The sequence below is a fragment of the Coleofasciculus sp. FACHB-712 genome, from assembly GCF_014695635.1.
Taxonomy (GTDB): Bacteria; Cyanobacteriota; Cyanobacteriia; order Cyanobacteriales; family FACHB-T130; genus FACHB-T130.
On sequence record NZ_JACJOQ010000434.1, the window covers coordinates 1 to 12,451 of the forward strand.

General features: G+C 45.8%; 12 protein-coding genes. 7 read left to right on the forward strand and 5 right to left on the reverse strand.

Annotation, left to right across the window (positions count from 1 at the left end; genetic code table 11):
• Both H6F50_RS13410 and H6F50_RS13415 read left to right on the forward strand, forming a co-directional pair.
• A partial coding sequence (locus tag H6F50_RS13410; RefSeq protein WP_190429075.1) for a patatin-like phospholipase family protein occupies positions 1-1,893 on the forward strand: 1,893 nt, incomplete at its 5' end.
• Positions 1,894-2,147: 254 nt separating this feature from the next.
• Positions 2,148-3,953, forward strand: a complete 1,806-nt coding sequence (locus tag H6F50_RS13415) for an ABC transporter ATP-binding protein (RefSeq protein WP_190429076.1) — start codon at positions 2,148-2,150, stop codon at positions 3,951-3,953.
• Positions 3,954-3,992: 39 nt separating this feature from the next.
• Here the strand turns inward: H6F50_RS13415 and H6F50_RS13420 are convergent, their stop codons facing one another.
• Positions 3,993-4,367, reverse strand: a complete 375-nt coding sequence (locus tag H6F50_RS13420) for a cytochrome c (protein WP_190411147.1) — start codon at positions 4,365-4,367, stop codon at positions 3,993-3,995.
• Positions 4,368-4,648: 281 nt separating this feature from the next.
• On the opposite strand from H6F50_RS13420, the gene petG reads away from it, so the two are divergent.
• Positions 4,649-4,762: a cytochrome b6-f complex subunit V gene (gene petG, locus H6F50_RS13425; protein WP_190411146.1), complete on the forward strand. Its 114-nt coding sequence runs from the start codon at positions 4,649-4,651 to the stop codon at positions 4,760-4,762.
• 87 nt (positions 4,763-4,849) lie between these two features.
• On the opposite strand, the gene rsmD is transcribed toward petG, so the two are convergent.
• From rsmD to H6F50_RS27955, 3 genes are all read right to left on the reverse strand, one after another.
• Complete coding sequence (gene rsmD / locus H6F50_RS13430) at positions 4,850-5,398, reverse strand: 16S rRNA (guanine(966)-N(2))-methyltransferase RsmD (protein WP_190429077.1); 549 nt, start codon at positions 5,396-5,398, stop codon at positions 4,850-4,852.
• 38 nt (positions 5,399-5,436) lie between these two features.
• Positions 5,437-6,072, reverse strand: a complete 636-nt coding sequence (gene hisH / locus H6F50_RS13435) for an imidazole glycerol phosphate synthase subunit HisH (RefSeq protein WP_190411144.1) — start codon at positions 6,070-6,072, stop codon at positions 5,437-5,439.
• Between the two features lie 84 nt (positions 6,073-6,156).
• Positions 6,157-6,693: a DUF4362 domain-containing protein gene (locus H6F50_RS27955; protein ID WP_190429078.1), complete on the reverse strand. Its 537-nt coding sequence runs from the start codon at positions 6,691-6,693 to the stop codon at positions 6,157-6,159.
• A gap of 136 nt (positions 6,694-6,829) precedes the next feature.
• Here H6F50_RS27955 and H6F50_RS13445 point away from each other — a divergent pair, with 136 nt between their 5' ends.
• From H6F50_RS13445 to H6F50_RS13460, 4 genes are all read left to right on the forward strand, one after another.
• Positions 6,830-7,342: a peptidase C15 gene (locus H6F50_RS13445; RefSeq protein ID WP_190429079.1), complete on the forward strand. Its 513-nt coding sequence runs from the start codon at positions 6,830-6,832 to the stop codon at positions 7,340-7,342.
• A gap of 249 nt (positions 7,343-7,591) precedes the next feature.
• On the forward strand, positions 7,592-9,019 hold the full coding sequence (locus H6F50_RS13450) for a DUF3370 domain-containing protein (protein ID WP_190429080.1): 1,428 nt from the start codon (positions 7,592-7,594) through the stop codon (positions 9,017-9,019).
• Between the two features lie 222 nt (positions 9,020-9,241).
• The gene (locus H6F50_RS13455) at positions 9,242-10,036 is read left to right on the forward strand and encodes an alpha/beta hydrolase (protein WP_190429081.1); all 795 of its coding nucleotides are present in this window, start codon (positions 9,242-9,244) and stop codon (positions 10,034-10,036) included.
• A gap of 197 nt (positions 10,037-10,233) precedes the next feature.
• Complete coding sequence (locus H6F50_RS13460) at positions 10,234-11,613, forward strand: DUF3370 domain-containing protein (protein WP_190429083.1); 1,380 nt, start codon at positions 10,234-10,236, stop codon at positions 11,611-11,613.
• Positions 11,614-11,632: 19 nt separating this feature from the next.
• On the opposite strand, the gene H6F50_RS13465 is transcribed toward H6F50_RS13460, so the two are convergent.
• Positions 11,633-12,175: a hypothetical protein gene (locus H6F50_RS13465; protein ID WP_190429082.1), complete on the reverse strand. Its 543-nt coding sequence runs from the start codon at positions 12,173-12,175 to the stop codon at positions 11,633-11,635.
• Between the last annotated feature and the right edge of the window lie 276 nt (positions 12,176-12,451).

The window sequence follows — 12,451 nt, forward strand, 5'->3', positions numbered from 1 at the left end:
GGTGCTTATATGGCAGGAGTTTTTTATGAATTGACGAAAGAATCCGTCAAGGCTGAACCGAAAGTGATTATTGATATTATTACTGGATCTTCAGCAGGGGCAATGTCTGGTGTCATCGCCGCCTACTGCTTACTTCAAGGAAAGGTAGATCCACCTTTTAAATTCGATCAACGACTCAAATTTTCAGAAGAAGAGCATAAAAGCCCTTTGTATCAAGCCTGGGTTCAACAAGCCGATATTCAAAAAATCGATAGCTTTTCGGTAATGCTGTCTAGTTTTAAAGATGGATTTCAAGGGACGATAGAAAGTTTTGCCGATAGCTTTGAAGCAACCCTAGAGAAATATAAAAAGAGTTCTAATCCGCTTAGAAAAGGATTTTATAAGCTTTTTCATCGTTCTAAATCTTATAAATCTACTCCCGAAGCAAAACGCGAAAAAACCAATCTCAGCGTTCTTTCTGGTGAAGCAATTGAAAAAATTGCCGAACTTGTTATCAAGCCTCCCCAGATTACAGAAAATACGAAACCTCTGGCGCTTTTAATGACGCTTACCAACTTGCAAGGAATTCTTGAACAAATCAATCTCACCGATGCCCAAGGACATTTGGAACAAGAAATTGAAACGATTACCAGTTCAGAGACTCGTCAATTTCTTTTTCATTCAGGAATTCCTCAAGAAACAATGAATAAGATGTGGGCCAAGGCAGTAATGGGGGGGCGCGCTTCCGGCGCTTTTCCGGTTGCTTTTCCACCCATTTGGGATCATTCTGATATTAGTAGTATCAATCTTAAAGACCTCAGTGATGACTACTTTAAAACACCCAAAAGACAAGAACTGAAGGAAGAAGGGCTAGGCGCTGTACGTGAAAGCAAGGCAGATGATACACATTTAGTATTTCTGTATACGGATGGAGGCATCCTAGATGGTCTACCTATTTTAAAAGGAATTGAACTAGAAAATGATTTGCGCTCCAATCAAATACACAAAAAAGAGCGTTCAAGTCAGTTTCAGGAGGAATTTACGGCACAACAGCCATCAATTAATACAGAACGATTGCACGTGTATATCCGTCCAGTTCCCGTAGAAAATTTGAATAGTGCAAAACGCCTAACCCAAGGGGAATTTTCGACACTAGAAGTTGGATTGAGTGGTTTAACTCTTCCCAAATCAGAACATGACTCGCTCCGCTTAAGAGAAATTCAAAAACGAAATCAATTAGCCTTAGCAAAGGAAAAATTAATAGAAGCCATTGAAGATAAAAATTTTGGAGATATCAGCCAGATTGAGAAAATTATCGAAGAAGCAATCCCTTATCGGCACATAAAGCTGCGTCCAATTACTCCAGCAATTATCGGCGAAATTGCTAATTCTAGAAGTAATGGAATAAGCAGGCTGCAACCCATCTACGATAATCTACCCAAAAATATTAAAGCTTCTCTGCAAGAAGGAAGCGCCGCAGAACTACTCGCATCAGATTTCCTGGGTGCATTTGGTGGTTTTTTTGACAAACGTTATCGAGATCATGATTTTCTATTGGGGCGAATTTGTGGAATTACTTGGTTACACCAATACTGCAATGTAGAAATTACAGAAGCAGAAGTAGATACGATAGTAAGACAAATCAAGAAATATCTGCTAGCACAAGATCCGCAACCTGCGGATCTGAAACTTAGTCAAAAAATTAGGATTGCTAGAATAGTTTTACGCGCTTTGAGAATTGTATTAACTGAATCAAAAATTATTGGATTGATTTGGTTATTCGTTTTTGGAATCCTGAAAGTATTAGCGATTTCAGGGTTAGCAATTCTTGAAATTTTGGCAACTGTATTGATTGTGGCTTCTGACTTGATGGAAAAAGCACAAAACAGGATGTTTGGCAACGAAAAAGTATAAAAAATGTGTCTGAATGCTGACATTGTTGGTGCTGACATCGAGCGATCGCAACTTCGTCTACCTCGTCGATACACACAAGCTGAAATGAAACCCTCCCCGCTAGCAGACAGAAAGCGGGATTGCTCTTATTTTCCTTGCGGAAGGGGGAAGCGATCGCTTCCTATCCCTAAAATAGGCTGAAGAATAATCGCTCAGAAACAACCGAAAACTGGTAGCGTCAGACAAAGGAGACGATTATTACAGGACGTTAAGGTTTGAAAACGCGCTCTAGTTACTGGCATCTACTGCCATACATCCGCCCCCAGTGGAAAACCATCGCGCAAGCTTTCGCTTGCACATTAGGGGTTACAGTATTCTGGCCCATCCAGGCGGCACTTGCAGGCAAAATCGCCAATTTCATTGGACAAGGCGATATGGCAGCACTTGCCCAGTTAGCAGGAGTGCTGGCAGTCGTTTTTCTCGTGCAGAAAATCCTGATGTATGGACAGGATTCGCTGATGGCGAAAGCCGCCCTTTTCGTTGCCTTTAACTTACGCAAGCAAGTTTATACTCACCTACATCGTCTCAACTTTGGCTACTTTGAAACTGCACAAACCGGCGATTTAACTTACCGTCTCACCGAAGATATTGACCGAGTTGGGGAAGTCGTCAATAAAGTTTTCCATGACTTTATTCCCTGCGTGTTGCAGCTAATCGTCGTACTGGGCTACATGATTTATCTCAACTGGCAGCTGACATTGGCAACGTTTATCGTCGCACCGCTAATGGGAGTTTTAATTGGCTGGTTTGGCGAACAGATGCTGAAGTTTTCTCGCCGCAGCCAAAATCGCGTCTCTAATTTATCGGCGTTGCTGACAGAGGTGTTTAGCGGAATTCGTCTAGTACAAGCTTTCGCCGCCCAAGATTATGAAATTGCCCGTTTTGCCCAGGAAGCTGAAGAAAACCGGAAAGCGAAGTATGCAACTGAACGGCTAAAGGCGATTCAGAATCCTGTGGTTGGATTTTTGTACGCGATGAGCGTTTTACTGCTGTTTTTCCTCGGTGGCTGGCAAATTTCGATTAATAATCTGACTGGGGCAGAATTTGTTAGCTATATCGCAGCAGTGGCGTTACTGATTGACCCGATTGCCCATCTCACCAGCAATTACAACGAATTTAAACAGGGTCAGGCATCGGTCGATCGGATTTTTGAACTGATGGCGATTCAGCCAACCGTAGTGGAGAAGCCGGGTGCCGTTGACCTTCCGGCAGTCACGGGTAAGGTGGAATACTGTAACGTTACCTTTGCCTATCCTGCACTAAATTCCCCAAGTCCTACCTTCTCAGAGGATGACTTAGATAGGGTGCAACCTCTTTCTAAGTTGGGGCAAGGAGGAACTCCGGTGCTGCAAAATTTGAATTTGCTGGCACACTCCGGAGAGATGATTGCCTTGGTGGGTGCGTCGGGTGCGGGTAAAACGACTTTGGTGAATCTTCTTCCCCGCTTTTATGACACCCAAGCGGGTGAAATTTTGATTGACGGGATTAATATTCAGGATGTGACGCTGCGAAGTCTGCGGCGGCAAATTGGGATTGTACCGCAGGAAACGATTCTATTTTCTGGGACGATTGCTCAAAATATTGCTTTTGGACAAGCGCAGTTTGACCTCAAGGACGTGCAGGTGGCGGCAGAGATTGCCAACGCCCACCAGTTCATTACCCAATTTACCCAGGGTTATCATACCTGGGTGGGGGAGAGAGGGGTAAATTTATCGGGGGGGCAGAAGCAGAGAATTGCGATCGCGCGTGCTGTTTTGCTGAATCCTCGAATCCTCATCCTGGATGAAGCAACCTCTGCCCTGGATTCGGAATCAGAAGCCTTGGTGCAGGAAGCCCTAGAACGGATCATGCAAGACCGGACTGTTTTCATCATCGCCCACCGCCTTGCCACAGTGCGCCGCGCTGATCGAATTCTGGTTGTGGAACAGGGGCAGATTATGGAATCGGGAACCCATGAAGAATTGCTGCACAAGGGCGATCGCTATGCCCGATTTTACGCACAACAGTTCAGTCAGGTCTAGGCTGATGATGAATGAGCGATTATCCATGCCCACTCCCATCTACAATTCCTCTAAATAACGCAGTAAGTCTGCCATTTCTTGGGTACTGGGCTGAAACTGGGGCATGGGTGGTGTATCCCCACTGATGACTTGGTGAATGATTCTTACGCGAGACTTGCGCTTAGAGATGGCTTCCAGACTTGGCCCCACTCGACCGTGTGCTTCCAATCCATGACATCCCGCACAGTTCATTTGAAAAATCGCGTGTCCCTTCACGGAGTCGCCCGTTAGGGTCAAAACTGTCTTGACATAAGGATCGGAGACGCGAAACAGGTTAACCCCAACAAGTGCTAAGAGGATGACCAGGAAAGCAGCCAATGCCATCAAGCTGAGGCGCTGCATCAGGATTTCAGGTTTAGGTAGCTGGTTATCCAAAGGTTTTTGAAAGTGAGATGTAAGGGCAGTTTTTGATCGGGGCGCAAGCGATCGCTATGCAATGAACGAGTATAGCGATATGTGTGGTTGTGTATCGATAAAGATTTCGATTCATATACATAGCTTAAATTTTCTAGAGAGTCGAGGCAAGCGTAGTTTTCTCCAGCCTGCTACTGGAATCGGAGATGCCTTGAAATTGTGTCGCTACAGGCTCACCCGTTCTTCCGCTCTAGCTTGTAGGATGAGAAACAGGCAAGAAACGTTAACAAAGGAGTACTGACGTGGTAGAACCCCTGCTTTCTGGTATCGTGCTTGGTTTGATTTTAGTCACCCTCGCGGGACTATTCTTCGCTGCCTATATGCAGAAAAAGCGCGACAACAAACTAGGAGTATAAAAGTGCTGTAGGGGCGCGGTTCTCCCGCCCTCCTGAGTCAGCTGAGTGAGGTGGGCACGGCCCACCTTTTTAAATGGTTGTAAACTTTCAGATCCTTGCTGGGCAATAGAAGGTAAGGGCAGTGTTGCCGTAAACCTTTTGGCGACAGATTTCCAGTGCGGGAACGGGTTCCACCGTCCAGTTGTTAGGACTGTGTTCCACTGCGAATTCACCGCCTTCAGCCAGTAGTTGATGCTGCGCGATCGCTTCCAGCACCGGCTGATATAATTCACTCGCATAGGGCGGGTCAAAGTATATCCGGTCGAACTGCTGACCGCCAAGGGTTTTCAATCGTTGAACGACATCCCCCCGCAACACTTGAAATTTTTGGTCTTCTTGAGCGACTTGCTGCCAGTTTTCCTGGATAATGGCGCAGGCGCGACTCCACTGTTCAATTCCGACGACGTAACTGGCACCCCGACACAATGCCTCTGCGCCCATCGAACCACTACCGGCACACAAATCCAACCAGCGACAGCCGCTGATGCTGCCCTGCCAAATGTTAAATACTGCTTCCCGCACTCGCCCTAGTGTAGGTCGGGTTTCTTGACCTGGCAAGGTTTTGAGTAAGCGATTGCCGTAGATTCTGAGGCTCATAATTAGGTCAGACGTGCCGCTACGCTAAGGCAACTTTACTATGCGGCAACTTCGGTTCGTACCTGGGCAACAAAGTTGGATAATATTTGCAGTCCGCTGGTAGAAGATTTTTCCGGGTGGAACTGCACAGCCATCAAGTTATCACGCGCGATCGCAGCCGTCACCGTTTGGCTTCCGTGGGTGATGGTGGCGGCGCGGATTTGAGGATCGACGGGATCGACGTAGTAAGAATGGACAAAATAAACCCAAGGCTGAGACGGTAACTGCCGCCAGATTGGGGCATCCGGTTGGGCGATTTCTAGTTGATTCCAACCCATGTGGGGAATCGTCAAGTTAGGTTCAGGTCGAAATCGTCGCACCACACCGGGGATAATGCCTAAACCGGGTTCTTTGCCTTCTTCGCTGGAATCGAATAGAATTTGCAATCCCAGACAGATCCCTAAGAAAGGTTTGCCGGATGCGATCGCTTCTTTGATGGGTTCTACTAGGTGGCGCGATCGCAAGTGTTGCACTGCTGGATCGAAAGCTCCCACTCCAGGCAACACTACAGCATCCGCCCGTGCAATGTCTGCCGGTGAATCCGTAATTTTAGGGGTTGCACCCGCTTTTTCCAATCCCTTACAGGCAGAGTGCAGATTTCCCATGTCGTAGTCGATGACTGCAATGACTGACATTAATATGCGCCTTTGCTGACTTTTGTTGTTTGTGTTGGGTGTCTAGTTCCCTTCTTTTAACTTTACATTCTTTTGTTAAAAATTTCAAAAATATCTCTTTTCACCGTTTGGCAATTCATACTGAATGAATATTTCTTTACCTTCAGGCAGTTGTAATTCCGAAATTTTGAAAGTTTTTGATTTTCTGTCATCTTCCTCAAAGTATCCCCGATTAATTTGAATGGGATTATATACTTCTACATCCCTTGTCCCAAATCTATCTTCGGAAGAATCTAAAACTATCTTTATTTTATCATTTTCAACGATTATGTATTCTGTGACAGGATCTCCCTCTTGGGTGATACAGATTTTTTTTGCCCCAAGATTACCTTTTTTTAACTTGAATACCCAGCTCAGCAAAGACTTGGTTAAATTGTTTTCATCAAAATTAGTTAATTCTTCTCTAGATGGGCACTCGATTGCTTTCAGCAATTTGTCTTTCTTCAGCCGCTCAAGTAAAACCTTTTCTTCTTTTGTAATTTTTTCTTGATTCAGATTGACAGTCTGTGTCTGGACAGCCTTTTCTAAATTACAGCCTGATGCCAGAAGCACCACTCCTAAAACAAGAAGTAATCGTCGCACTTTCTACCTCAGCCTCATTTCAACATTTGTTACATTTGCGTCTATTAGAGGAAAGACGCATCTCTCTAAACATTTGTTGCTGTCAGGCAGGTAAGTGGTTAGATTAAGCTAATCTACGCATCCCACAAAGCTACTTATGAATCGAAAAATTCTGCTAACGTCTTTTACTACCTGGCTTCCCCATCAAAACTCTAATGCTTCCGACGATCTATTACTGGAAGTTGGCAACCTAGACTCTTTATCGCTATCATTGAGTTTTTTAAGACAGCTACCCGTTGATGTTGCTCAAGCAAGCGATCGCGTCTTTGCCAAAATTAACGAATTACAGCCGGATGCCATTATCTGCTGCGGTATGGCAGAGTCTCGGACTCAATTGAGCGTAGAATCCTGTGCGGCTTGTGGAACCACACTGCTAAAAACATCGGTAAATCTAGAAAAACTATTAACAGGCTCAGTCGCAACTGAAATCAGCGATGATGCGGGTAAATTTGTCTGCGAAGGGCTGTATTACTCAGTATTAGACTACTTACAAGAACGCCAAATTAACAGCCGCTGTATCTTCGTTCACGTTCCAATCCTAACTCCGGAAAACTCTTCGGGAATCATGGCAGATTTTTTATGTATTCTGAAGAACCTGGCACTTTCTTAAAGTCCTTGATGTCTTAGCACCCATCCGGAAAATCTTTGGTTGGCATCCTCAGCGAACGTACAAGGACGACTCAGTAAAGTTGTGGCTTCACGGACGAAGTCCGCCTACACTGACTAACAGTAAATTTAGCTTGCGGACGCAGGCTTTGTTTGTGTCGTCCCATTTAGTCTGAGGGCACACTTTTCAAGAAGTCTAGCCAGATGATTTTTCCGGATAAGGTCGTTATCGTTTTTAAATATTAATCTTCCCATGTTGCCATTCTTGCCCCTTTTACCGCTTGCTCAAACACCACCGCCGCCACCCAAACCAGCCCCTCAAGAGATTGTGCGACCTCAGCCAGTTATGCCTTTACCCGGACAACTGGATAAAGTGCCAATGTTTAACAGTAACAGCCCAGAATGGGTGAAAAGTGAAGGGATTTTACTTTCTACTTTTCCTCCAAATGGTAAAAAGGTGCCAGCGGCTCATCTTAATTTCCCTTTCCAGGGAAGATTTGATTTATTTGCCCACCACTTTAGCCACACTCCCAAGGATTTGCAGACGCTTTATCTGGGCGTAATCTTGCATAATCCGGGTACAAAACCCGTCAAAGTGGAAGTGTTGCAAGCGGCAAGTCAGCTAATGCAGAATGCGCCCTATATCAAACTGCCGACTTATGTCGAAAATCCCAGCGGAGACGTATATTCCGGTCATGGCGATCGCGCAGTCAACGATGTCATGCGAGGCAAGCGACAAGCTGATTTTCCTGCCCAGCTAGTGATACCACCGGGACAAAGCCGTTTGTTGATGAATCATCCGATTCCGGTTCGGGATCTAGAAAAGCCCATCAATGGTCGGTCTACACTAATGCGGTTGCAGAGTAATGGCAAGGTTTATGCAGCCAGTTTAGCGATGTATGCCAAGAAAAATGCAGATGGCAGCGAACGGAAACCAACCCAAGCAGAATGGCAGACTTTACTCGATACAGGCACTTTAGCCGGACCCAGAGATAAAGCCCCCTCTCCTCCAGGGCAAACCAGCGGGCAATTTATTTACAGTCGCGTGGCAGGAGTCTCTGAAGGTTCTGCCTGGAAAGGGCAACTGGTGGATAAACCCAATGCCCAAAATCTCACCATCCCCCAACCCGGTAACGCTATCTCCTATCCCATCAGTTCCCTCAAGTTAGGCACCCTCGGTACAAGTCAAGTGCAAACTGCAAAGATGCTGGTGCGCTATCCGGATACCGCTTACGAAGCACATGGGAACTACGGAGTTGAATACAACCTCAGCGTGCCCTTAATCAACTCCACGAAACAACCCCAAACTGTCACCCTGACGCTAGAAACGCCTTTAAAGGAAGACAAGCTAGCAAAAGGAGGATTGCGTTTCCAGCAACCCCCGCATTTTCCAATTTTCCGAGGTACGGTACGGTTGCGCTACAACGATGACCAAGGAAAACCCCTAACGCGCTACGTGCATTTGTGGCACCAAACGGGTCAGGTAATAGAACCACTGCTAACGCTAAAAATGCCACCGGCAAGTCGCCGCCAGGTGCAAGTCGATTTGATATACCCACCAGATGCGACGCCGCCGCAAGTCCTGACTGTGCGAACTTTAGAAAATACCTCAGCGAATGTAAGTGACAAGTCATTAGTGGAATTGATGCGTGTCCTGTATGGAATTCGGTTTGTACTTTAGTTAAAAAATTTCCTGATGTATTGGCTGCGGGGTTTGCCTCGCTTCCCTATTTCCAGGTGTAGGGATTCCAGGCGTAGGGACACGGCATTGCCGTGCCCTTACTTTAGACAGACGAGACAACTAGGTAAACATTGTTAACTTATGTAACAGCCTCTAATTTAGGCACTTTTGACAAATGCCTAAATTAGTGATTACTGTCTCAAAAAATTGAAGGTCAATTCAGTGAAAAGCAAATTCATCGAAAAGCAAGTTAATTTGGATAACTGTTGTATTTCCTACTATGAAGGAGGAATTGCCTCAAATTTAGATCCGATACTTTTTATACACGGATGGGGAGTATTAGTTGAACCTTATCAAGAAAGCTTAAATATTTTATCTGAGCGTTATCAGGTAATTGCGCCTGTCTTACCAGGTTTAGGGAACTCAACCGCACCTGAAAAAATTCAAAATTCTAATGACTATGCAAAGATTATCGGTAATTTTGTAAAAAAGTTAAATTTAAAGAAAGTTCATGTAGTTGGACATTCACTAGGAGGCGCAATTGCCATAGCATTGGCAGCTTTGATGCCGTCGATTGTCCGCAGCCTCATCGTCGTAGACAGTACAGGGATTCCTCTGGGTTCTATACCGGAAGTTGTATTGAAAAGGGCAATTGAAATGCCTGCACAATCTTGGCAAATGAAGCTTCAGCCTGTTAGTGCTATTTTTAAAAACTTGTTTTATAACAGCTTATTTAACCTGGAAAACACAATAAAGATGGGATTCATCGCGTTACAAGAAGATATCAGACCAATTTTACCAAATGTTGAATCCCCTTGTTTAATTTTGTGGGGAGAAAACGATGTTCTAACTCCGGTAAAATTTGCCCAAGAGTTATCACAAGGAATCAAAGGTTCTAAATTAAAAGTTGTAGAGGAAGGATACCACGAATGGAACCTGTTTTTTCCAGATAAATTTACAACGATTACCTTTGAATTTCTTGCAGAAATTGAGGAGATGTTATTGATAAGGGCATAATTTTCTCTGGGCTTTCGCATACCCTTCGGGAAGGCTTACGCCTACGGGCGACGATTTCTGGTTCCAATCGCTGATTTAGCGACTGCGAAAGCCCCTCCTTCCTGCGTGAATTGCCTCAGTTAGAAGAATAGGGGTGCGATCGCATCCGACAGCGGAGAAAATGGTGAGTGCTAACCGTGAGACTCCGAAATCGCTTCATGCTGACTTTTTTGCCGCTTTTTCTTCTCGCGCAAACAAATCCGCTCCCGACACCTGCACCCCCTGCACCACCACTTGAGGTCGTGCAACCGCAGGAAGTCCGCGCTTTACCGGGCAAACTGGATGATGTGCCAGTTTTTAATAGCAACAGCCCGGAATTAGTCCAGACAGAGGGAATTTTACTTTCAACCTTTCCCCCCAGCAAAAAAAGCACCTCGGCAGCTCATTTAAATTTTCCCTTCCAAGGGCGTTTTGATGTGTTTGCCCATCATATTGCTAAGCCGCCGACGCCGGAAGACTTACGGACTCTCTACTTGGGAATCATCGTGCATAATCCCGGTAAGCAACCCGTCACGGTGGATATCTTGCAAGCTGCCAGTTATCTCAGTCAACCAGATGCGCCATTTATGCCAATGGCGTCCTACATTGAGAATCCCTTGGGTACAGTGTATGCTGGCCCTGGCGATCGCGTCAGTCATGATATTTTGCGAGAACAGCGTCAAGCTGATTTTCCCCCTCAGTTGACAATTCCGCCGGGGGAAAGCCGGATGTTGATGAATCATCCGATTCCTGTAAAGACGCTAACGCCGCCACTGAATGGTCGCTCAACATTAATGCGGTTGCGGAGCAATGCCAAAGTCTATATGGCGAGTTTAGCGATGTATGCGCGTCAAAATCCCAATAAGAGCGAACGTACACCGACGCTGGAAGAATGGCAGACACTTCTGAATTCTGGTAATTTAGCACAGCCGCGCGATCGCGTTCCGACCTCTCCTGAAGCCAATAAGGGGCAATTGATCTACGGTCGTGTTGCTGGTGTCGCACAAGGTTCCCAGTGGAAAGCCAGGTTGGTAGAAAGACCAGGTGCAGTGAACCTGAGCATTCCCCAACCAGGAAAAGCGTTTTCCTATAGCCTCAGCACCGTTCCTCGCGGCACTCTCGGCACCGAACGAGTGCAAAGTGCCCCCATGTTGGTGCGCTACCCAGATACCGCTTATATGGCTCACGGCAACTATGGAGTGCAATACAGCCTCACCTTGCCGTTGATGAACGATACAAACGACAGACAGACTGTAACCTTGGCAATACAGACACCGATCAAACAGGATCGCTTGCAAGGAGGACTGCGCTTTCTAGAACCACCGCCTCAGCAAGTTTTTTTCCGGGGCACCGTCCAGATCCAATATACGGACGACCGAGGCTTACCGCAAATTCGTTACGTGCATTTAGTTCAACGGCGCGGTCAGCAAGGCGAACCTTTGATAACCTTAAAGATGCTACCGGGCGATCGCCGACTGGTAAAAGTCGATTTTATTTATCCCCCAGACGCCACGCCGCCCCAAGTTTTAACGGTTAGAACCTTGGAAAAGACTTCTTAAAACCTTGTAATTAAGCCTTTTATCTGCGGGATAATCCCTGACCGCGATTGACATAGGTCTGGACGTTCCGCAGAGCTTGGCTAGCATAATAATCGCCCGGACGCTGCTTCAATGCCCTTTGGAAATTAATCAGCGCGGTGTGATAATCGCCTTTCTTGGAAGCCTCGTAGCCAACTCTCATGTATTTGTCATAGTTTGTTGCTGCTGGGGCACTTGCTGGCGGGGGATCTTGCCCTTTTAAATAGTCTGTAATATTCCAATAAGCGAGTGTGGCATAACGGTCAGTTGGGCGTTCGGCAAGTGCTGACCGGAAGTAAGACAAAGCGGCAGGATAATCCTTTCTTTGCGTTGCTGCATACCCCAATCTCATGTACTGGTCATAAGCATATTCCGCACCATAAGTCGGGGTTCCATCGGGAGCCTTCGTCGGTGTGGGAACCACAGTCTGTGTGGGTTGAGGAACGGCAACGGTCGTTGTCTGAGCTTGGGTTCGTTGGGCGGGGACAACGAAAGCGATCGCTAGGAAAGCCGGTAATATTTTTATCCAATTTGTTAGTTTCATATTGTTTCTCTTTTTTGTTTTTCCCCTCTTTTCTACAGAGGTATATATTCATAGAATGCCACCTATTTTTTCTAGCTACCTCTGCCACAAGTCAGGGAAAAACTCGAACTAGGGACACTCCTCTCGATAGAAATTTTGCATTTGTTCGCTGCATTTATAAGCAATCCACGCAAACTTTATTTAAGTCCCGTTCGCTCAAACATAGAGTTAACGGTTAGCGCAAACCACTCTATAGCAATCCATTTAAGTCATGAGATTCTACCAGTTCATATTCCC

Excerpts from the sequence above, each read along its gene's own strand:
- H6F50_RS13460 (WP_190429083.1), top strand. The coding sequence starts at position 10,234 with ATGCTGACTTTTTTGCCGCTTTTTCTTCTCGCGCAAACAAATCCGCTC.
- H6F50_RS13450 (WP_190429080.1), top strand. The coding sequence starts at position 7,592 with ATGTTGCCATTCTTGCCCCTTTTACCGCTTGCTCAAACACCACCGCCG.
- H6F50_RS13445 (WP_190429079.1), top strand. The coding sequence starts at position 6,830 with ATGAATCGAAAAATTCTGCTAACGTCTTTTACTACCTGGCTTCCCCAT.
- hisH (WP_190411144.1), bottom strand. The coding sequence starts at position 6,072 with ATGTCAGTCATTGCAGTCATCGACTACGACATGGGAAATCTGCACTCT.
- H6F50_RS13465 (WP_190429082.1), bottom strand. The coding sequence starts at position 12,175 with ATGAAACTAACAAATTGGATAAAAATATTACCGGCTTTCCTAGCGATC.
- rsmD (WP_190429077.1), bottom strand. The coding sequence starts at position 5,398 with ATGAGCCTCAGAATCTACGGCAATCGCTTACTCAAAACCTTGCCAGGT.